Raw genomic sequence first — 22917 nt, 5'->3', positions numbered from 1 at the left:
TGAATTTTCTAAAGCTCTTATAACTGTTCTAAAGTATCACAGTGATATTCTTTTTTCTCTTTTCTTGTTGGTGCTTGAGTGCTGTTTCCTTTATTTTTTTCCTGCAGCATTTGTCCAATCAATTGACTTCTTTCTTTAGTGATGTCCAATTGTTTCTGAGCATCTTTTTCGATATCAAAATAAACTACACCATCAATAATTGTTTTTTCAGCTTTAGCATAAATAGACAATGGATTTTCGCTCCATAAAACAACATCGGCATCTTTACCTACTTTTAAGCTTCCTACTTTATCGTCGATATGTAATAATTTTGCAGGATTTAAAGTGACAAATTTCCAAGCATCTTCTTCAGAAACGTTTCCGTATTTTACTGCTTTTGCAGCTTCTTGGTTTAATCTTCGAGACATTTCAGCATCATCAGAGTTGTAAGCAACTACTAAACCTGCGTTGTGCATAATTGGTCCGTTGTACGGAATGGCATCATTAACCTCAAATTTATACGCCCACCAATCAGAAAATGTTGAAGCTCCAACACCGTGTTCTTTCATTTTGTCAGCCACTTTGTAACCTTCTAAAATGTGTGTGAAAGTATTCACTCTAAAGTTGAATTTCTCAGCAACATTCATCAGCATCAAAATTTCTGATTCTACATAAGAGTGACACGTAATAAAACGTTCTTTGTTTAAAATTTCAGCAAGCGTTTGTAATTCTAAATCCACTCTTGGCGCTTTTCCTTTTTTATTTCCGGCATTGAATTTTTTCCAGTTTTCGTCATATTCTTTAGCAAGTTGGAAATAATCTGTAAAAACCTGTTCAACTCCCATTCTGGTTTGTGGGAAACGAGTTGGATTATCAATTCCCCAGTTTGCTTGTTTTACGTTTTCACCCAAAGCAAATTTGATGAACTTAGGTTGATTTTTGTATAACATTTCATCTGCAGAAGATCCCCATTTCCATTTTACGATTGCAGAACGACCACCTATTGGGTTTGCAGAACCGTGCAGTAATTGTGAAATCGTCACACCTCCAGCTAAATCTCTGTAAATATTAATGTCTTCTGAGTTTACAACATCCTGAATTGTAACTTCGGCAGTTGAGTTGTGTCCGCTTTCGTTTACACCTCTAGAAATTGCAATATGCGAATGCTCGTCAATGATACCGCTTGTGATGTGTTTTCCTTTTGCATCAATTACAGTTGCACCTGCATCAGAAAGATTTTTGCCGACAGCAGCGATTTTTCCGTTTTTGATTAAAACATCCGTTTCAGTCAGAATTCCTTCTTTTTCATTTGTCCAAACAGTAGCATTTTTGAATAATAAATTCTGCGCTGTTTGTTTTTTAGTATCACCAAAAGCAACGTTTGGATACGTTACAGGCATAACCGGATTTGGTTTTTCTGGTTTTAAAGTATCTTTTACAGCAACAAACGGACTCGTTTTTACAGCGTTCCAAACTAATTCATCTCCGTTTGATAAAACGGCTTTTCCAGAAAGAGCATCTGTTTTTTCAACAAATCCTGTTAAACGCACAAAGTTAGATTTAATAGTATCAGCAGGTTTGATTACTAAAGAAACCCAGTTTTTAGCAATAGAAAAAGTGCTTTTTACTTTTTTTGCATCAACTGTTGTAACTTCAGATTTTTGAGCTTCAGCTGTTCCGTCAATTTTCCATTTGTAAGTATCTTTTCCAACTGTCAAGTCATAATTACCGCGAATATCTTTTGCATTGATATCATTCACGATAAATTTGCTTCCTTGAACCCAGTTTTCAAATAAAACCGTTTTTTCGTCAAAAATTTCTCCTGAAGTTACAATGAAATTGGCATAACTTCCTGTTTTTAAACTTCCTATTTCGTCACTTTTTCCTAAAATAGCCGCCGGAATTGTAGTCAAAGCTTCTAAAGCTTTTGTTTTATCAAAACCGTATTTAATAGCTTTTAATAAATTAGGTTTAAAGTCTTCAATTTTCTTTAATTTATCAGTCGTCAAAGCAAAAACAACTCCGTTTTCTGAAAGCACTTTTAAGTTTGTAGGCGCCTGATTCCAGAAACGCATATCAGCCAATTCAATTTGGTTTGATAAATACGGATTTGAAACATCATAAGCGTCTGGGAAACTTATCGGAATGATAAATTTTGCATTCGTACCTTTGATTTCTTCAATTCTTTCGAATTCGTTTCCGCTTCCTTTTAGAACATAGTTTAAACCAAATTCTTTTGCAATTTTCGAAGCTCTCAAACTGTTTAATTTGTCTTCTGTTGCAAAAATCTGAACCAGTTTTTCATTGCTTGCCAAAGCTTCTAATGACAAATCTTTAGTTTCAGAATTGCCTTTTTTGTACCAATCTAAATCCAAATACATTTGACGAAGCAAAGCCATCATACCCATTAAAGAACTTGGATATTGCTGATTTGTCAAGGCGCTTTTTGTAAAAGCAAAGTGATTTGTTAATTTGTTTGCAAGGATTTGTTTTGAGTTGTTTTCGTTGTTTAACGCAACCAAAGCTCCAGTTCCTTGAGCGACTCCGTCAATTACGTGAGTTCCAACAACACCAAAACCAGCTTTCAAAAATTCATCGGCCTTAGGCTGATCGTATTTAAAAGTTTCGTAACCGTTTACTTCAGGACGAATACTTTCGTTCCAGTAATAACCCGTTCTTTTTGTGTCATAAAGCGGGTTGCGGCTACGTCCTGGAGTCATGTTTCCTTTTGGTTTTTCGATTCCAAAATTGGTATAAATATCAATAAATGATGGGTAAATTGTTTTTCCTGTCAGATCAATTGTGATGCTGTTTTTTGGAATTGCGATGTTAGTTCCAACAGAAACTACTTTTCCGTCTTGGATAAGCAAAGTTCCTTTCTCGATTTTTTGAGTTGGAGTAACATAAATGGTGGCATTCGTAAAAACGGTGTAATTTTTACTTTTGTTGTGCACACTTTCATTAACAGGGAAATAGTCTTGAGCATATGTTTTTGTTAAAAAAACGCTCAAAAAGAGTAGTAGTAGGGCTTTTTTCATATGGTATTTGCTAATTTGTTGCTAAAAATATGAAAATATGTTAGATAAGTTTTAATTTTCTAAAATGTTTTTTCTCTATTTTAGATGAAGATTTAGTTAAACCGCTGACGTATAGTGTATATAAGACATTTATGAAAAATTTACAAAAAATAAAATGGGGAATTGTTGGTTTAGGAAATATTGCACATCAATTTGCATCTGATTTATCATTGCTAGAAGATGCTGAATTAGTTGCAGTTGCTTCCAGAGATGATTCGAAAGCAAATGATTTCGCCCAAAAATACAATTGCTCAAAAGCATACGATTCTTATGAAGCGCTTTTTGCTGATGAAGAAGTAGAAATTATTTACATTGCCACACCGCACGATTCGCATGCTGCATTGTCTATAAAAGCATTAGAATCTGGAAAACATGTTTTATGCGAAAAACCTATTGCGCTTTCGTATTCTGATGCTGTTCGAATGATTGAAGCTTCAAAAAAGAACAAAAAGTTTTTCATGGAAGCATTTTGGACCAGATTTATTCCGACAACAAAAGAAGTTCTGAAAAAAATAGAAAAGGGAGAAATCGGAGAAATAAAATACATCAATGCTGATTTTGCTTTCCGCGGAAGCGAAACTGAAAATCTTAGACTTTTTGATGAAAAATTGGGCGGAGGCGCGTTGTTTGATATTGGCGTTTATCCCTTATTTCTCTCTTATATACTAATAGGTAAACCAAAGGAAATTATCGCCAGAGCAATTATGCATAAAAACAATATTGATTTACAGACTTCAATGATTTTGCAATATGAATCGGCACAATCGATTTTGCATGCTTCTATAGTTTCTGATTCGGATATGAAAGCAACTATTGCGGGAAGTAAAGGAAGGATCGAACTTAATTCGCCTTGGTTTGTTGCCGATGGATATTCTTTATTTATAAACGACGAAAAAGAAGCCGTTATCAGTTTGCCGGTTTTGGGAAAAGGATATTCGCATGAAATTATCGAGTGTCATAATTGTATTCGAAATAGTCAGATTGAAAGTGAGTTTTGGTCGCATCAGAATAGTTTAGATTTGAGTGGGATTGTGGAGGAGATTAAAAAGCAGATTGGATTATCGTTTTAATTTAAATTTATTTGTAATAAAATATTTACAATAATTATTTTTTTTCATTAGTTTTAAAAACAATTAATGAAAGAAGAATTATGTTAGTAAAAGTTTACGGAAGTGCCGTTTTTGGAGTAGAAGCAACCACAATTACGATTGAGGTTCATATGGATAAAGGAATTGGTTATCATTTAGTTGGACTTCCTGATAGCGCAATAAAAGAAAGCAGTTTTAGAATTGCGGCCGCTTTAAAAAATAATGGATTAACTCTTCCCGGAAAAAAAATAACCATCAACATGGCGCCTGCCGACCTCAGAAAAGAAGGTTCTGCATACGATTTGCCACTCGCAATGGGAATATTAATTGGCTCTGATCAAATAAAAGCACCCGAAATTGAACAATATATTATTATGGGCGAACTTTCGTTAGATGGAAGTCTGCAACCTATCCGTGGTGCGCTACCCATTGCAATAAAAGCAAAAGAAGAGGGCTATAAAGGATTTTTTCTCCCAATTCAAAACGTAAAAGAAGCGGCGATTGTGGCCGGACTCGATGTTTATGGCGTTTCAAATCTTCAGGAAATAATAGATTTCTTTAAAGGAAAAGGAACGCTCCAACCCACTGTAATTGATACTCGAACCGAATTTTATAAAACTCTCGATTTCCCTGAGCACGATTTTTCAGATGTTCGAGGTCAAGAAAGCATTAAACGTTGTATGGAAATCGCCGCCGCTGGAGGTCATAATATCATTTTAATTGGTCCGCCAGGAGCAGGAAAAACCATGTTGGCAAAACGTGTCCCAAGTATTTTGCCTCCAATGACGTTGCGAGAAGCACTCGAAACCACCAAAATTCACAGCGTTGCCGGAAAACTGAAAGAAGTCGGTTTAATGAATCAGCGACCGTTTCGTAGCCCGCACCACACTATTTCGAACGTCGCATTAGTCGGGGGCGGAAGTTACCCACAGCCGGGAGAAATTTCGATGGCGCACAATGGTGTTTTATTTCTGGATGAATTGCCAGAATTTAAACGCGATGTTTTAGAAGTTATGCGTCAACCATTGGAAGATCGTGAAGTAACCATTTCAAGAGCTAAATTTACCGTTACATATCCGTCATCATTTATGCTTGTGGCGAGTATGAATCCGAGTCCTAGTGGTTTTTTCAACGATCCAAGTATGCCAAATACGTCTTCTCCACACGAAATGCAACGCTATATGAGTAAAATTTCGGGTCCGCTTTTGGACCGAATTGACATTCATATTGAAGTAACGCCCGTTCCTTTCGAAAAACTGGCAGATGACCGAAAAGCCGAAAGCAGTGTCGAAATCAGAAAACGTGTTACAGCAGCCAGAGAAATTCAAACGAAACGCTTCCAAGAAATTGAAAACATACATTACAATGCGCAAATGAGCAGCAAACTCATTAGGGAATTTTGTGCATTAGATGAACAGTCAAAAGAGCTTTTGAAAACTGCAATGGAACGACTCAATCTTTCTGCACGAGCTTATGATCGAATTTTAAAAGTATCTAGAACAATTGCCGATCTAGATAATGCACCAACAGTAATCTCCCAACACATCGCCGAAGCAATTCAATACAGAAGCTTGGATAGGGAAGGATGGCTGGGTTAAATTATTAATTGTTAATTGTAAATTGTGAAGTGTGAATTGTGAATTGTGAATTGTAAAAATGATTGTCACCCTGAGCGATCCCGAAGCCTCGGGATCGCTCAGCCTGACAATTGTTAAAAAGAATCCTGCTTTTGGCAAAGCAGGATTTCATGTAAAATATAATGAAAAATTATTTTTGTTTCTCTGCAAAAATCGCATCCAGACCTTCCATCGCAATTGTAAAACCTTCCTTAAAGCCCATTGCAATAATCTGCTCAAGATCTTCTAAAGTTTTGTGTTTGATAGCGATGTCAACAAAAGTTGAATCACCCTTTCCAGAAAAACTCACATTCCAGTCAGAACGTGGAAAATCGACATTTAAATTTCCTTCAGCATCGCTGAAAGCATCGGAATATTTAAAATTTGTTTTCGGCGTTATTGAAGTAAAATCGGCAATTGCCCAATGCTCTTCGCCTTCTGGACCAACCATCGCATAAAGTCGACGTCCGCCTTCTTTAAAATCCATACTTTTCGTTCGGGCTTTCCACGGTGCCGGTGCCCACCATTGATCCAAGATTTCAGGCTCCGTCCAAGCCGACCAAACATTTGATAACGAAGCACCAAATTCACGTTTTACATTTACAGTATTAGTTTCTTTATCTACAGTAAAATTCATTAAAAGATTTGATTTCATTTTCTTCAGATTTTAAATTCGTTATTTGATTTTAAAAGGCATTTATTTTCCAGCTTCCAAAATTTTATCCAAGCTGTCCATTGCTGATGTAAATCCTTCTTTGAAGCCAGTTTCGATTAATTTTTCTATTTCGTCTAAATTGTCTCTGTGAATGGCAATGTCGACAATTGTTGAATTCCCTTCTTCAGAAAATGTAACGCTCCAGTTCGAACTTCCAAAATTCGGAATCGGGTTTTCATCAGCATCACAAAAAGTAGAGGTATGTTTGAAATTCGTTTTTGGCGAAATAGATGTATAATCAAAAAAGCTCCAACGTTCATCGCCTTCAGGGCTCACCATTGCATACAATCTTCGCCCGCCTTCCTTAAATTCCATGCTTTTTGTTTTTGATTTAAAAGGAGCTGGCGCCCACCATTGGTCTAATATTTCTGCTTCTGTCCAAGCAGACCAAACGTTTGATAATGGCGCATTGAATTTACGTTTTACATTTACCGTTTTATTTTCCTTGTCTAAGGAAAAATTCATTAATAAATCAGATTTCATTTTCTTTAGATTTTAAATTAAGTAATACTTGATCCAATTGACTGAAACGGCTTTCCCAAATTTTCTTGAATTGTTCCATCCATTGATCAACTTCTTTCATCTTGTCAATTTTGAGCTGATAATAAATTTCTCTGCCCATTTTTTTTTCTTCCAATAAATCACATTCGTTTAAAACTTTAATGTGTTTAGAAACAGCTTGCCTTGTAGTTTTAAATTGTTCTGCAATTGCATTTGGAGTTAATGCCGTTGAAGAAATTAAAACTAAAATGGCTCTTCGAGTTGGATCGGCAATTGCCTGAAAAATATCTCGTTTCATCTTTAAAATAAAATTACGCAACTAATTAGTTGCAAATATACGCAACTTTTTGGTTGCGCAATTAAAAAAGATTATTTTTTTTATTCAAAAAGATTATAAACAAAAAAAGACGCATCAAAAATGCGCCTTTTTATTTGTTTTCGTGTTACATAATTATCGTCGAAATTTATTCTTGACAATAATATCTTTCAGCTTCGCCTTCAAATCTTCACCCGTATCAAAAACCATTTGTTCGTTATTCGGAAACGGAATCGCGCGCTTATTAAAGTTGCCAAGATAATTGTCATCGCACGCATTTTTGTCGCCTTTGTAAGTCGAGTAAATATTTTCAAACACAAATTCGCTGGCAACAGGAAATGTCTGAACCAGCTGATTCGTTTTCAAATCAACATAATCAACTTGAGCAGTAACCTGGCACGATTTAAATTGTCTGAATTCATAAACCGAAGCGCGCAGCACTTTAAAATTATCCACTTTAATTTCTTTCCCAAGACTATCTTTTACAGGTTTTCCACGGCTGTCTAGAAGCGTTTTTACGCCATCTTTCACCTGTTTTTCTTTAGTGAATTCCTTCTCTTTAATCTGCTCTGGCGAAATGTAAATGTCTCTAAAATTAATAATCAGACTGTAATCGTAGTTCACATTTTTTTGTCTAGCGCTATGATAAACCGTCCATTTGTCGTTTAATCCATAAGTTTTAAAATCCAATAAATCGTCTTGAAGCATTTTCGGAATCACCATATTGGTTTCGTTTTTCGCATAAACATCCACAAAATCGGTTCCTTTAAAAAGTGCGTCATCCATCAATTTTTTGGTGTTTTTATAACCAGGATTAATGCTTTCCAAATAAGCAAAATCATCATATGCTTTTCTAAAATCCATTTTATTGTTGGATTTTAAAAGAGCCGAAGCATTTTCATATAAATATTTTGAAAGCGCATTTTTGCTGTTTACAAGTTCATTCGAATAATTATCAAACGGAAAAATGGCATCTCTTCCTTGCTTTATCAACTTCAAAGGCAAAATCGGCCTGATTTTTTCCTGACGGTTATTCAGTTGTAAATAAGTATTATAGATGCGCTCAGCATTCGCAGGATTATTTTCTTTATTCAGCATTTCAAGATTGCGCAAGTCACGATCTTTCGCCTTTGCAAAAGCCTCTTCAAGCAAATAAACATAATCTTGTTTGCCTTTAGAATCCTTATTCGTTCGTAAAGCTTCGATTGCGCGATCAATAGCGCCGTCATAATTTCCGTCGCTTATTAACGCCTGAGTAGTTTTTACCCCACAAGACGAAAAGGCTAAAAATAATATAGAAAATAGAAAAGTAATTTTTTGCATGTTGTATTTTTTGAAAGTGTAAATATATCTTTTTTAACTTTCAACAACTATGCCTTTTTTTGATTTATTTTAGAAGCAGAAACTCCTGTTTTCATAAGAACTTCCAGTCCCGCTTTCGTCTTTATCTCTTCTCCCGATAGCCATCGGGATGCGAGGATATCGGCTTTATCGGGGCTAGATCAGACCTTTTGTTTTTATAAGAAATTCAGAAAAAATTCTCATTAGTCCGCTACTTTTTTATATTCAAAAGTTCCTACTTGCGATGAAGTGATAACGCGTTTTTGGCTGTCAAAATAATCTATTGTAAATTTAATTGGCAGTAAAACAGAGATAATAGTAAGTTCAGAATTGTCTTTAGATAATTTCCATTTTGCTTTATGCGATTCATCGCCCACAAGACTGTCAAAATCACCATTTTCTTTAAAAACCTGAAAAACCTGATCTGTTTTAAAATAATCTTGAATGCTTTTTTCTTTTCCCTTTTTCGTCCATTTTACCAATTGCCATTTTCCAATAAGTTCCTTAGAAGTTTGTGCAGTTGCCGATAAGCCAATTAAAAATACAAATGCTAAAAATAGTTTTTTCATGTTTTTAAATTTTTAAAAAGTTAATTCTATTTAAATGATTTATAGTGAATTGAAATGAAATTTTAGGCTAAGTCTTTTAAATTGTTAAGCTGTTTTTTAATCAATACAATTTGGCCTAAATGATAATAACTATGTTCAATCATAGCTTCAATATTTCTTTTGTAGGTTCCGTATTTAACATCTACAAAACCTTCGTCGAGTTTTTCGTCTGGCATTTGTTCAATTAGAAAAGCAAATTCTTCAGCGTCATTCCAGAATTTAGTTAGAAAAGCATCCCATTCTTGTTGCGATTGAATAGGAGGAAAATCAAAACTGAATTTATCTTTTATGTCCAATGTCCCGCCTTTAAAAACCTGATTGATGCCTTTGATGTAATAATGAATATGCTGCGCCAGAACTGCAATTGTATTTAAATTTTGAATTGGACTTACTGCAATTTTCCAATCCAGATTTTCGAGCTGATCTTTAAAATTAGTGTTTGCAATCCAAGTTCCGTTTAAGATAACTTCTCTAAACCGATTAGCAATTTCGACTGTATTTTTCATTGTTTAATAAATTTAGATGGAAAATTTAAAATACTAATATAAAAAATTACCTGCGGAAATTTGAAATTTTAGTGTTATTGAATAAAGTATTTATTCTCAATATCATTGCCTTTATGCTCAATTTTGAGAATCCAAAAAGCAAATTTTGAATATTCGATCTCAATAGAGTCGGTAATATTTATAAGGTCATAATTACTTTTTGTAACCTCATATTTGGGGATATCTTTAGAGTCAAATACAATGATATAATTGTAAGAGTTTCGACTTGACTCTCGATACTTGTCAATCACCTTAAAAGTGCTAACAATCTTGATTTTAGATTCGACATCTTTTCTTGTTGTTTGGAGTCTTTTTAAGAAAAGTATTAAGACAATAAGGGTTATGATTACGAAAACAAAAACTATAATGTTGAATAACGAAAACAAAGAATCGGTATTGCTCATTCCCCAAGACCAAAGTGCAATAAAGGAAACAAATACAAATAAGAAAATTTTTGTTTTCTCTACTTTTCTTTTTATGATTTTGATTTCTTGATTGTTTATTGGGGCTTCAGTTTGATTCATTTTTCAGGAATTTTTTTGGCTAAAGCCTCTTCGGAATTTATTTTATTAATCTCCAGCTAAAGCTAGAGCCAATTGAAATTATTTTTAAATGAAACAAATTTCTCAGATCAAAGCTATTTAAATAAAACGCCTGCAAAATTGTTCTTCATCTTTTGCGTCAATAACAATTGTTTCTGCCCAAAGATCACCAAGTCTTTGATTGTATTTTGTGTTTTTAATTAAGAGAATTCCAAAAAGACCGAAAAACCAAATATCGAAAATATCCAGCAAATGTCTCTTTAGCGATTGACCAAAAGTTACACTTGTATTATCAGTATCTCGAATCGAAACCACTTTTAAATCAAACATCTGATTTCCGAGAGTTCCGCCGAAATTAAATTCAAATCCAATCATATAGACTCCCCAAATAATTGTTGTTAGTAATGCTGGAAATCCGTGCAATGAGTATCCGTTTGAGGTTTTTACTCCAAAATAAATAAACATTACATAGAGCATTCCAAACATTAAAGTATAATCAATTAATCCGGCAAGTATTCTTTTTTTAAGATTTGGTTTAGTTGCTATTTTTTCTTGATTCATTGGTTATTTTGGTATGTCTTAATCGTGTTTTAACTTTTCAATTTGCCTTTTATGACGCAAAACATGTACAATTGCGTGTTCCATTAATTGTTCAATATCATAAAGTTGTCCCCAAGAAGTCATCATTTTTAATGAATTGTCGTATTCCTCTAATTCATGGTCTTTTATTTCTTTAAAAACATTTTCAGTATAGTCAAAAACTTCAGTTAAATCATTTAAATATTCGGCAACAGTTAAATGAAAAACCTTTTCTGGTCGTGGGAAATTATGTCCTTTCAGGTTCTGAATATTTATTGCATAGATATAGCCAGATCTTACAACATGTGATAAAATAGTTTGTAGTGATTTACAATCTTCATTTGTTGTTTTTTGATCTATAATCTTTGTTAAAGCCTGATCAGGAATGTTTTTAATGACATTTTTAAGATCTAAAATTGCCTGCTCATAAATGTCGAGCAATGCTCCAACCGCGCCTTGTCTATTCATTTTTATAGCTGCTTTTTACGGCAAAAGTGCCTCAATTTTAGCTTCTGATTTTTCTCGTAAAGGACTATCAGCACGGAAGCTCCAAATAATCAAAAATTTTCCTTTTACCTCGTATTCTTCAGGATGTTCATCGGTTGGCTGGCCGTCTTTTCCCCACAATAATCCTTGCAGAAAACGATCGCCTTTAAAAACGTGCTCAAATTCAAAATACATGATAGAACCGCGGTCGCCTTTGCTTCTGAAATTCTGAATTGCTTTGCTTTTTACAGTTCCAACAATATTGCTATAGGTTTCAATATCATTATAAAAAGTACAAGCTTGTGGCGAAATGCAAATATTGCCGTCGTTAAATGTATAAGCTTTCGGAATTTCTTTAGGTTTTAATTTTAGATCAGCGATGGTTTGGCTGAATAAATTTGTGGCAAATAGTAGGAATAATGCCGACAGGGAAATCGTAATTTTCATGGTTTTTTGGGTTTGGATTTGGAAGTTATGCTATTTAGATTTATGATTTTCTAATCTTCACCTGATAAACAATTTCCCAAAAGATAATAGAAAAAACAGCATTGGTAAAAATCGCTGTTTTAACTAAATACGGATCATAATTGTCAAGCAAGCGTAAATTAGTAAACTTTAAAGCCAAAAACAGCGATAAAGCTGCGATGGAAATCGAGCAAATTATATTAAGTAATGTGTTCCATTTCAAGGCCAAAAAAGCATAGAGTAAATTGAGAACGGCAAAACCACATCCTAAAGTTACATAAGGATCGGTTTTTAATTTTTCTCCAATTTCGAGTAAAGCTGTAGTTGTTGTAAGGTATAAAAAGAAAAGAATTGAATAAAGAAGGATGCGTATTTGCGGTTTCATTTTGTTTGTTTTTTATAATGAAGTTTTTTCTACACGAATATAATATTAAATGCTATATAAAATAGGAAAGACCTTAAGCAGAATTCAACAATTTTTGACTCAAGTTTTTTTATCCGAAAAATTTATGCGGATATTTTATCTGTATCATTTTCATCTTCTAAAATATAATTTGAAGGTGTTTTTCCTAAATGCTTTTTGAACATAAAAATAAAAGCACTGGCGGTTTCGTAGCCTAAATCTAGTGCGATTTCTTTAATGGATTGTTTTTCGCCCAATCGTTTAATAGCTTCGATCAGCTTTAAACGAGCGCGCCAATCGCTAAAATTCATTCCTAATTCTTTGATGAATAAACGCGATAAAGTGCGGCTGCTCATAAACGAAAGTTCGGCATAATAATCAATGTTGTGTTTACTAGCAACATCATTCAATAAAAGATCAACAACTTTTTGGAGTCTTTCATTATTTGTTGTTGGCAAAAAAGTGGCACTTGGTACAATCTGCGATAATTCATCTAGAAAAACGGCAATAATTCTAAGTTGTGAATCGGTTAAATTTCCTTCTGTCCCGAATGTAATAATTTTGAAGACCAACTGTTTCAAGAACATCGGAATATCAAAAGAAAAACTGTCCGTTGGCAATCCTTCAGTCGCAGACGGATCAATAAAAACGCTGTAATAATTAACGTCTTTCTGAAAAGTGACCTGATGTTCGACACCGCTCGGGAGCCATAATCCCTGCAAAGGATTTACAACCCAAATGTTATTCCCGACCACAACATGCATCACACCACGCGTTGCATAAATAAGCTGCGCTCTCGGATGCGAGTGCGAAATGCACATTTCGTTATTTACCGTTTCGGTATAACCAATAACAGGAATTGATGGATCAACTTGATATCCATAATCCTGTGCCATTCGATATGTCCGAATCTGATTATTCATTGTCCAAATATAGCAATTTTGACAAAGTTATTTATTTCAATTTTGTAAATAAATAATACAGCTGTTATTTTTAAAATGAAGATTAACCTAAAAACAATTCATGGAAACCGTTAAAGTACAACCAGAAGTAATTAAAAAAACAACGTATTCAATACTTTTTATAATCAGTTTTTCGCATCTAATTAATGATCTTTTGCAAGCTGTTGTTCCGTCAATTTACCCACTTATTAAAGAAAATTTCGGACTGAGTTTTACTCAAATCGGAATTATCACTTTTACCTATCAAATCGTGGCTTCTATTTTACAGCCGTTTGTGGGAATGTATACCGATAAAAATTCAAAACCATATTCGCTAATTATTGGAATGTGTTTTACTATGACTGGATTATTTCTGGTTTCAATTGCTTCCAGTTTTACTTTTCTATTGTTATCAGTAAGTTTAATCGGAATTGGATCTTCGATTTTTCATCCAGAATCTTCGCGTGTTGCGCATTTGGCTTCGGGCGGTAAAAAAGGTTTGGCGCAATCCATTTTTCAATTAGGAGGAAATGCCGGAAGCGCTATCGGACCTTTATTAGCGGCTTTTATTATCATTCCGCACGGACAAAGTTATGTGGCGTGGTTTTGTATTATTGCCTTAGTTGGAATTTTTGCTTTGTATAAAATTGCGCTTTGGTACACGGAACATTTGTCTGAAAGAAATGCCAATAAAGCCGTGCTTAAAATTGAAACACATCATTTATCAAAAAACAGAGTTATTGGTTCGTTGATTATTTTGTTGGTTTTGATTTTCTCTAAATACTTTTACATGAGTAGTATTACGAGTTATTATACCTTCTTTTTGATTGATAAATTTCATATTTCGATTCAGCAGTCACAAGTTTATTTATTCTTATTTTCTGGGGCTGTTGCGGCGGGAACATTAATTGGAGGCCCAATTGGAGACCGAATTGGAAGAAAATATGTAATCTGGGTTTCAATTCTTGGAGTTGCGCCATTTACTTTGATGCTGCCTTATGTAGGTTTATTTTGGGTCGGAACTTTATCTGTAATTATCGGATTGATTCTTTCTTCGGCTTTCTCTGCAATTCTAGTTTACGCAACCGAATTATTGCCAGGAAAAGTGGGTTTAGTAGCCGGTCTTTTCTTCGGATTTGCTTTTGGAATGGGAGGTTTAGGCTCAGCAGTTCTAGGAAAAATCGCCGATGCAACAAGTATAGAATATGTTTTCAAAATTTGTGCGTTTCTGCCTTTGATTGGGATTATTACGGGTTTCTTACCGAATATTGAGGGGAGGAAGAAAGTTTAATTGCGTCCAGCTTTAGCTGGATGAGAAAAAGATAAAAGTGTTTAAGGCTTTAGCCAAATTATTTACAATTTGGCTAAAGCCTTTTCTAATTTTGACATATTCCTCCAGTTAAAACTGGAGGCAAATTTAAAATATCTTGTGTTCTTTTTTGCTTGCTAGCGCGAGCGTCTCGCTCGTGCATTTGAAGTTTTATATTATTGATTTATACGACTTGTGTTCACGAGCGAGACGCTCGCGCTAGCAGGGGAGTTACTTAACTTAGTCAGACAATTATAGGCAATAGAAAAAATCTGCTCAAATCTGCAAAATCTGCGTGAAACAAAAACAAAAAAATCCCATTCACCTTTCGGGAACGGGATTTCAACAATTGATATTCTCTTTTTTTTTATTTTAAACTGTTGCAGCAATTTCTTGTGGCAACGGAATTTGATTTTTAAGTAAATCTTCGAATGTTTCGGCTTGACGAATTAAGATTCCTTGACCGTTCATCCATAAAACTTCGGCTGGTTTGTATCTTGAGTTGTAGTTCGAAGACATTGAGAAACAGTATGCTCCGGCATTTCTGAATTCTAAAATGTCACCTTCAGTGATTTCTGCGATTCTGCGGTTATTAGCGAAAGTATCCGTTTCGCAAATGTATCCTACAACAGAGTAAAAACGCTCTTTTCCTTTTGGATTCGAGATGTTTTCGATATGGTGCGAAGATCCGTAAAACATTGGACGAATTAAATGGTTGAAACCACTATCGATTCCAGCGAAAACTGTTGAAGTCGTTTGTTTTACTACGTTTACTTTTACTAAGAAATGACCTGCTTCGCTCACCAAGAATTTTCCTGGTTCGAAAATAAGAGTCAAGTCTCTTCCATATTCAGCGCAGAAAGCGTTGAATCTTTTTGATAATTTTTTACCTAATTCTTCGATGTCTGTTTCGATATCGTCTTTTTTGTAAGGAACTTTGAATCCGCTTCCGAAATCTAAGAATTGTAAATCTTTGAAATGTTTAGCAGTATCGAACAAGATTTCAGCAGCATACAAGAATACTTCGATATCTAAAATATCAGATCCTGTGTGCATGTGAATTCCAACAATGCTCATTTTTGTATTTTCAACAATTCGCAAGATATGCGGAATCTGGTGAACAGAAATTCCGAATTTACTATCGATATGTCCAACAGAAATATTTGCATTTCCGCCCGCCATTACGTGTGGATTGATACGAATACATACTGGAATATGTGGATGTTTTGTTCCGAATTGCTCTAAAATAGATAAATTGTCGATATTGATTTGTACACCCATTGCGGCAACTTCTTCGATTTCTTCAAGAGAAACGCCGTTTGGTGTAAAGAAAATTCTTTCGGGTTCATAGCCAGCATGAAGTCCTAATAAAACTTCCTGAATTGATACAGTGTCTAAGCCAGACCCCATGTTCTTTAATAACTGAAGAATCGCAACGTTAGACAATGCCTTCATGGCGTAATTAACTCTTAAGTTTTCTACCTTAGAGAAAGCTTTAGTTAATCTGTTGTACTGAGATTGGATTTTTTCGGCATCGTAAACATACAATGGACTTCCAAATTGGTCTGCTAACTGCAGTAAATCTTTTGCTTGCATTTTTAAATCATTTTGGGCAAAGTTATTACACTTTTGAGTAACTGCAAATTAATTGTAGAAAAATAACAAAATATAACAAATTGTTTTATTTTGAACAAAAACTTGCTTGTTTTGGATTTTTATAACCTTTTTAAAGATGCTAAGGTTCTAAGATGCTAAGGTACTAAGTTTTTTTGCCATGAATTTATGAATTAACTTATTCTTAAATGCTGTTGAAGTTGTTTTTTGCCACAGATTATATAGATTAAATGGATTTTTTTTGGCCACGAATTATACGAATTTCCACAAATTTTTAATCGTAGATTTTTCGCAAAAAATGCTCAAAATATAGCCCGTGGTTTCAACCACGGGGACGCAATATATGATTACGCTCAATCTATAACATTTCCCGTGGTTGAAACCACGGGCTATATTTGAATATTTAAGCCAAAGAGAAAAGAAAGATTAGTGAAAATTCGTGTAATTTGTGGCTAAAAAAAAAATCCATTTAATCTGTGTAATCTGTGGCAAACAAAAAAACAAAACCCCTGAATATCAATTCAAGGGTTTGTTAGTAGTTATGTTGTTTATCGGAAAAGATTAATAAAATGCAAGGAAAAAACTTAGAACCTTAGCATCTTAGTATCTCAGAATCTTTAAAAAATTATAGACTCGGTAAATCTCCTTTTCCTTTAGTAGGCAAGTTTGTAGATCCCATAAGGAATAAATCTACCTCTCTTGCTGCTTCGCGACCTTCTGAAATAGCCCATACGATTAATGATTGTCCTCTTCTCATATCACCAGCAGTGAAAATGTGAGGAACGTTTGTCTGATAGTTATGAGCTTTATAGTTGCTTCTCATATCAGTTTCGATGCCTAATTGCTCGCTTAACGTTTTCTCAGGACCTGTAAATCCAAGAGCTAATAAAGCTAAATCGCAAGGCCAGATTTTCTCAGAACCTTCTTTTTCGATTAATTCAGGACGTTGACCTGGAGTCATTTTCCATTGCACTTCAACCGTTTTTAATCCAGTTAATTCACCTTTATCATTAGAAATGAATTCTTTTGTATTGATCAGCCAGTTTCTGTCGCAACCTTCTTCGTGAGAAGAAGATGTTTTTAACTGCAACGGCCAGAAAGGCCAAGGAGTTGACTCACTTCTTCCAACTGGAGGTTTTGGTAAAATCTCAAAGTTAGTTACCGATTTAGCTCCGTGTCTGTTAGAAGTTCCAATACAGTCAGAACCCGTATCTCCACCACCAATAACGATTACATCTTTACCAGTTGCTTTAACTTGATCCGGAATTGATTCTCCGTATAAAACTTTAGTTTGCTGCGTTAAGAAATCCATTGCCTGAACAACACCTTTGCTTTCGATTCCTTTAGTTGGCAGGCTTCTTCTTTCAGTTGCTCCTCCGCATAAAACGATAGAATCGAATGCGTTTAATTCTTCAACACTAAAGTTTACACCAACATTTACATCAGTTTTGAAAGTGATTCCTTCAGCTTCAAGGATAGCTACACGACGGTCGATAATTCCTTTTTCTAATTTGAAATTCGGAATTCCGTAACGTAATAAACCTCCAATTGCGTTGTCTCTTTCAAAAACAGTAACCGTGTGACCCGCTCTGTTTAATTGCTGAGCAGCTGCAAGACCAGCAGGCCCTGAACCAATAACGGCAACGGTTTTTCCAGTTCTCTTTTTTGGAGGCTGTGGTTTAATCCATCCCTCAGCAAAACCTCTTTCTACGATGCTTTTTTCGATGTTTTCGATAGAAACCGGATCTTTGATGATTCCTAATACACATGATTTCTCACATGGAGCAGGGCATAAGCGTCCTGTAAATTCAGGGAAGTTATTAGTAGATTGTAAAATCTCTAATGCGCTTTGCCATTCTTCCTGATGCACCATGTCGTTGAAGTCAGGAATTAAATTTCCTAACGGACAACCACTGTGGCAAAAAGGAATTCCACAGTCCATACATCTTGATCCTTGTTCTTTTAATTTATCTTTTGGTACCGGAATAGTAAATTCGTTGTAGTTCGAAACACGTTCTGCTACTGCTAAATTACTTTCGTCGGCTCTGTTATATTCTTTAAATCCGCCTATTTTACCCATGACATTTTTAATAAATTTAGTTGTGAGTTGTAAAATGTGAGAGGTGAGTTAAAAAAAACTTAGCACCTCTGCACCTTTGTATCTCAGAACCTCTTAATTAGCTATTAATTCTTCTATTTGTTTTTCTTCTGCAATTCGTTTTAATGCTTTTTTGTAATCAGTTGGCATTACTTTTACGAAGTGCTGTTGTTGGTTTTCCCAGTCTGCTAAAATTCTTTTTGCTAATGGACTGCTTGTGTACAACGAGTGATTTTTGATCAGTTTTCTTAGTTTCGTAAGATCTTCTTCTTCCATTGGGTCGAATGCAACCATTTCCATGTTGCAAACTGTTGCGTCGAATTTCTTATTTGGATCGTAAACATAAGCTACACCACCGCTCATACCAGCTGCGAAGTTTCTTCCTGTTTTTCCTAAAACTACTACTGTACCACCGGTCATGTACTCGCAACCGTGATCTCCAATTCCTTCAACAACAGCTGTTGCCCCAGAATTTCTCACACAGAAACGCTCTCCGGCCATTCCATTAATATAAGCCTCTCCGGTAATAGCTCCGTAAAGGGCAACGTTTCCAATAATGATATTGTCTTCAGGGTTGAAAGTTGCAGTAGGAGGTACTTTTACAATTAATTTTCCTCCAGAAAGACCTTTTCCTAAATAATCATTACAGTTTCCGTGAATTTTAAATGACAATCCATTTGTTGCAAAAGCACCAAAACTTTGTCCAGCAGAACCTTCAAAATCAACTAAAATAGTGTCATCAGGTAATCCTTGTGCGCCGTAGATTTTTGAGATTTCGTTACTCAAAATAGCACCTACAGAACGGTCTGTATTTTTAATTTTAAAGGTTACTCTTGTTTTCTCTTTTCTATAGATAGACGGAATAGCTTCTTTGATGATGTCAAAATCCAATACGTTTTCAAGTTGGTGATCTTGAGTAGTTGTATTATGATTTGGCTCTGTTTTCGCTTTTTCCGGTTTATATAGAATTGTTGACAAGTCTAAACCATTTGCCTTATAATGTTTGATAGCTTTGTTCACATTTAATTTTTGTGACTGACCTACCATTTCTTTTAAAGTTCTGAAACCTAATTGCGCCATGATTTCTCTTAACTCTTCAGCAATGAAATACATGAAGTTGATTACGTGCTCTGGAGTTCCTTTGAAATTTTTTCTCAATTCAGGATCCTGAGTTGCAATACCAACTGGGCAAGTATTTAAGTGACAAGCTCTCATCATGATACATCCAGAAGCTACAAGTGGTGCAGTTGCAAAACCGAATTCCTCAGCTCCTAATAAAGCTGCTATCGCCACGTCACGACCTGTTTTCAACTGTCCGTCACATTCTAAAACTACACGACTTCTTAAATCGTTCAAGATCAAAGTTTGCTGAGCTTCTGCTAAACCAAGTTCCCACGGAATACCTGTGTGCTGTAAAGATGTTAATGGTGCAGCTCCCGTTCCTCCGTCATAACCAGAAATTAAGATTACGTCAGCTTTTGCTTTGGCAACACCGGCAGCGATGGTTCCAACTCCAACTTCAGAAACTAATTTTACGTTGATGCGAGCTTCACGGTTTGCATTTTTCAAATCGTAAATCAACTGAGATAAATCCTCAATTGAGTAAATATCGTGGTGAGGAGGAGGTGAAATCAAACCTACATAAGGTGTAGAGTTTCTAGTTTCAGCAATCCAAGGCACAACTTTTTCTCCAGGTAACTGTCCACCTTCACCAGGTTTTGCTCCCTGAGCCATTTTGATTTGGATTTCTTTCGCATTTGTCAAATAGTTGATTGAAACACCAAAACGTCCTGAAGCAACTTGTTTGATAGCGGAATTTCTAGAATCTCCGTTAATTTCTTTCTGGAAACGTCTTGGATCTTCTCCACCTTCTCCAGAGTTACTTTTTCCTCCAATTCTGTTCATTGCAATTGCTAAGTTCTCATGCGCTTCTTGGCTGATGGAACCGTAAGACATTGCTCCAGTTTTGAATTTCTTTACAATTTCTGTCCAAGGTTCTACTTCGTCAATAGAAATTGGATCTAAGTTGTTGAATTCAAATAAACCTCTAATGGTCATTAAGTTTGAGCTTTGCTCGTTAACGGCATTTGAGTATTCTTTATAACTTTCTGGGCTGTTTAAACGAACCGCCTGTTGTAATTTAGAAATAGTGGTTGGGTTGAACATGTGTTTTTCACCACCACGTCTCCATCTGTAAATACCTCCAATTTCAAGAGAAAGCAAGTTTGCAATTTTTGAATTTGGGAAAGCTTTTTGGAAACGTTTTTTCACTTCTTTTTCAACTTCCATTAAACCAATACCTTCAATTCTTGATGGAGTGTATGGGAAATATTTAGATGTAAATGTTTTGTTTAATCCTAAAATCTCGAAAATCTGAGCGGCTCTGTACGAATGTAAAGTAGAGATACCAATTTTGTTCATGATTTTTACGATTCCTTTTGCAATCGCTTTGTTGTAATTTACAACAGCATAATCCGCTTTTACTTTTGTAATGAAACCTTTTTCAACTTGATCGTGAATGATTTCATTAACCATGTAAGGATTGATTGCACTTGCACCGTATCCGAACAATAAAGCAAAATGATGAGGTTCTCTCGGTTCAGCAGATTCGATGATGATTCCGAATTTAGAACGAACTTGTAAAATGTTTAATGAGTGGTGAATGTAAGAACAAGCCAATAACATTGGGATTGGAGCTAATTCTTCGCTTACACCTCTATCTGATAAGATAATGATGTTGCATCCTTCATTAACCGCTTTAAAAGTTGCCTGAACACATTTCTCAAGCGCTCTTTCTAAACCGTTAACTCCTTTTTCTATTTTGTATAAAGTAGAAATAGTAGCCGATTTGAAATCTGCGTGATCGATATTTCTGATTTTATCCAAATCCTCATTAGAAATAACTGGATTTTGGATTTTTAATTTTTTGCATTGTTTTGATTCGATTTCGAAAATGTTGAAATCGCCACCAATCGCTAAACTGATATCAGTAATGATTTCTTCACGAATACCGTCCAACGGCGGGTTAGTAACCTGAGCGAATAATTGTTTGAAGTAATTGTACAATAACTGAGGCTGATCTGAAAGAACTGCCAAAGGAGTATCGTTACCCATGGAACTGATTGCTTCAGCTCCGTCGCTACCCATTGGGTTGATGATCGTTTTTAAATCTTCAATTGTATAACCAAACAAACGTTGTCTTGTCAAGAAATCTAATTTTTCAACAGGAGTAGGGTTGTTTGTGTAAGGGATTTTAGCTAAAGGCAATAAGTTGGCATCTACCCATTCTTTATAAGGACGTTTCGTTACAATTGCTTTTTTAACTTCTTCGTCTTCGATGATACGTCCAGCGTTCATATCAACCAAGAACATTTTTCCTGGCTCTAAACGACCGTGCTGAATTACATCTTCTGGATCGATGTCTAATACGCCAATTTCAGACGACATAATTACGAATCCGCTATGCGTTAAAGTATAACGAGAAGGACGCAATCCGTTTCTGTCAAGCAAAGCTCCAATAACGTTACCATCTGTAAATGGAATAGAAGCAGGACCATCCCAAGGCTCCATGATACAAGCGTTGTACTCATAGAAAGCTCTTTTTTCGTCAGACATTGTCTGGTGTTTTTCCCAAGCTTCAGGAACCACCATCATCATTGCCTCTGGAAGAGAACGGCCAGTCATTAATAAAAGTTCAATAACCATATCCATAGAAGCAGAATCTGATTTTCCTTCTAAGATAATTGGAAATAATTTTTTAATGTCTTCGCCAAAAACTTTGCTTTGCATAAGCTCTTCACGAGCACGCATACGGCTTACGTTTCCACGAAGTGTGTTGATCTCACCATTGTGACACATGTATCTAAACGGCTGCGCTAAGTCCCAAGATGGGAATGTATTTGTAGAGAAACGTTGGTGTACAAGCGCTAAACGAGTCACCAAGTCCGGATCTTTCAAATCTATATAATAACGGCTGATGTCTTCTGGCATCAATAGACCTTTATATATTATAGTAGTTGTCGATAGGCTAGTAAAATAAAACATGTGGCTTTCTGAGGTTTTAGATCCTCTCACTGCATGTTCAGCAATTTTTCTAGCTGCAAAAAGTTTTGCATTAAATTCTTGTTCAGTTAAATCTTGTCCGTTTTTAGAAACGAAAACTTGTTTAATTGTTGGTTCTTTTTCTGCGGCGATTTCACCTAGATTTTCAACGTCAACAGGTACATCTCTCCAACCTAAAACTTTTAAGTTTTGATCTTTGATTGTAGCTTCAAATGCATTAATACAAAAAGAAACCTGGTTTTTGCTTTTTGGTAAAAAAACCATTCCTACTGCATACTCACGCGCTTCTGGGATTTCAAAGTCACATACTTTCTTAAAAAAATCATGAGGAATGTCGAATAAAATTCCAGCTCCGTCTCCAGTTCTTCCATCAGAACTAACGGCACCACGATGTTCCAATTTAATTAAGATGTCTAATGCTTTGTGAATAATATCATTTGACTTAATACCATTCAAATTACAAATAAATCCTGCACCACAATTGTCGTGTTCAAATTCAGGCAGATAAAGCCCTTGTTCTTTAACTTTCATTCTTGATATTTTTTCTACAAAAATAGAGATTTCGTTAAACATAATGTAGTAGAATTATCATTTGGCTTACATTTTTGTTGTAATATTAGAAAAAGGCTTCT

Annotated in this window: 18 protein-coding genes and 1 pseudogene; 3 read left to right on the top strand and 16 right to left on the bottom strand. The window is 35.1% G+C overall.

All coding sequences use genetic code 11. The features are described 5' to 3' along the window. Positions 1-17: 17 nt before the first annotated feature. The gene (locus FND99_RS17865; protein ID WP_144339302.1) at positions 18-3017 is read right to left on the bottom strand and encodes an amidohydrolase family protein; all 3000 of its coding nucleotides are present in this window, start codon (positions 3015-3017) and stop codon (positions 18-20) included. A gap of 131 nt (positions 3018-3148) precedes the next feature. On the opposite strand from FND99_RS17865, the gene FND99_RS17860 reads away from it, so the two are divergent. Next, a complete protein-coding gene (locus FND99_RS17860) occupies positions 3149-4126 on the top strand; it encodes a Gfo/Idh/MocA family protein (protein WP_144339301.1) in 978 nt (325 codons plus the stop codon). Between the two features lie 80 nt (positions 4127-4206). Then, positions 4207-5742 (top strand): YifB family Mg chelatase-like AAA ATPase, encoded by a 1536-nt coding sequence (locus FND99_RS17855; protein WP_144339300.1) that lies wholly within the window; start codon positions 4207-4209, stop codon positions 5740-5742. Between the two features lie 169 nt (positions 5743-5911). Here FND99_RS17855 and FND99_RS17850 read toward each other — a convergent pair whose 3' ends face one another. The 12 genes from FND99_RS17850 to FND99_RS17795 all read right to left on the bottom strand — a co-directional run bounded on the left by FND99_RS17850 (position 5912) and on the right by FND99_RS17795 (position 13184). Further along, a complete protein-coding gene (locus FND99_RS17850) occupies positions 5912-6415 on the bottom strand; it encodes an SRPBCC family protein (RefSeq protein ID WP_144339299.1) in 504 nt (167 codons plus the stop codon). 42 nt (positions 6416-6457) lie between these two features. Next, positions 6458-6958: an SRPBCC family protein gene (locus tag FND99_RS17845; protein WP_144339298.1), complete on the bottom strand. Its 501-nt coding sequence runs from the start codon at positions 6956-6958 to the stop codon at positions 6458-6460. Further along, the gene (locus tag FND99_RS17840) at positions 6948-7274 is read right to left on the bottom strand and encodes an ArsR/SmtB family transcription factor (protein WP_144339297.1); all 327 of its coding nucleotides are present in this window, start codon (positions 7272-7274) and stop codon (positions 6948-6950) included. The genes FND99_RS17845 and FND99_RS17840 overlap by 11 nt, the downstream gene beginning before the upstream one ends. A 153-nt stretch (positions 7275-7427) precedes the next feature. Beyond that, entirely contained in the window at positions 7428-8615 is a 1188-nt protein-coding gene (locus FND99_RS17835) for a hypothetical protein (protein WP_144339296.1), read from the bottom strand. Positions 8616-8836: 221 nt separating this feature from the next. Further along, positions 8837-9202, bottom strand: coding sequence for a hypothetical protein (locus tag FND99_RS17830; RefSeq protein ID WP_144339295.1), 366 nt, complete (start codon positions 9200-9202; stop codon positions 8837-8839). A gap of 62 nt (positions 9203-9264) precedes the next feature. Beyond that, complete coding sequence (locus FND99_RS17825) at positions 9265-9747, bottom strand: DUF1572 domain-containing protein (protein ID WP_144339294.1); 483 nt, start codon at positions 9745-9747, stop codon at positions 9265-9267. 74 nt (positions 9748-9821) lie between these two features. Further along, positions 9822-10310 (bottom strand): hypothetical protein, encoded by a 489-nt coding sequence (locus FND99_RS17820; RefSeq protein WP_144339293.1) that lies wholly within the window; start codon positions 10308-10310, stop codon positions 9822-9824. A 117-nt stretch (positions 10311-10427) separates the two neighbouring features. Continuing rightward, complete coding sequence (locus tag FND99_RS17815) at positions 10428-10889, bottom strand: RDD family protein (protein WP_144339292.1); 462 nt, start codon at positions 10887-10889, stop codon at positions 10428-10430. An 18-nt stretch (positions 10890-10907) separates the two neighbouring features. Then, positions 10908-11375, bottom strand: a complete 468-nt coding sequence (locus FND99_RS17810; RefSeq protein WP_144339291.1) for a DinB family protein — start codon at positions 11373-11375, stop codon at positions 10908-10910. 15 nt (positions 11376-11390) lie between these two features. Continuing rightward, entirely contained in the window at positions 11391-11840 is a 450-nt protein-coding gene (locus tag FND99_RS17805; protein WP_144339290.1) for a hypothetical protein, read from the bottom strand. Between the two features lie 40 nt (positions 11841-11880). Beyond that, complete coding sequence (locus FND99_RS17800; RefSeq protein ID WP_144339289.1) at positions 11881-12243, bottom strand: hypothetical protein; 363 nt, start codon at positions 12241-12243, stop codon at positions 11881-11883. Positions 12244-12365: 122 nt separating this feature from the next. Further along, positions 12366-13184: an AraC family transcriptional regulator gene (locus FND99_RS17795; RefSeq protein ID WP_144339288.1), complete on the bottom strand. Its 819-nt coding sequence runs from the start codon at positions 13182-13184 to the stop codon at positions 12366-12368. Positions 13185-13284: 100 nt separating this feature from the next. Here FND99_RS17795 and FND99_RS17790 point away from each other — a divergent pair, with 100 nt between their 5' ends. Next, a complete protein-coding gene (locus tag FND99_RS17790) occupies positions 13285-14493 on the top strand; it encodes an MFS transporter (protein WP_144339287.1) in 1209 nt (402 codons plus the stop codon). A 390-nt stretch (positions 14494-14883) separates the two neighbouring features. Here FND99_RS17790 and lysA read toward each other — a convergent pair. The 3 genes and pseudogenes from lysA to gltB all read right to left on the bottom strand — a co-directional run. Continuing rightward, positions 14884-16110 (bottom strand): annotated as a pseudogene (gene lysA, locus FND99_RS17785) (diaminopimelate decarboxylase); the annotation flags it as partial. A 640-nt stretch (positions 16111-16750) separates the two neighbouring features. After that, complete coding sequence (locus tag FND99_RS17780; RefSeq protein ID WP_144339285.1) at positions 16751-18205, bottom strand: glutamate synthase subunit beta; 1455 nt, start codon at positions 18203-18205, stop codon at positions 16751-16753. Between the two features lie 93 nt (positions 18206-18298). Continuing rightward, entirely contained in the window at positions 18299-22816 is a 4518-nt protein-coding gene (gene gltB, locus FND99_RS17775) for a glutamate synthase large subunit (RefSeq protein ID WP_144339284.1), read from the bottom strand. Between the last annotated feature and the right edge of the window lie 101 nt (positions 22817-22917).

This window comes from Flavobacterium daemonense, from assembly GCF_007341385.1.
Classification (GTDB): domain Bacteria; phylum Bacteroidota; class Bacteroidia; order Flavobacteriales; family Flavobacteriaceae; genus Flavobacterium; species Flavobacterium daemonense.
The sequence above is the reverse complement of the archived record's forward strand: the minus strand, read 5'-3'. Positions and strand labels throughout refer to the sequence as shown.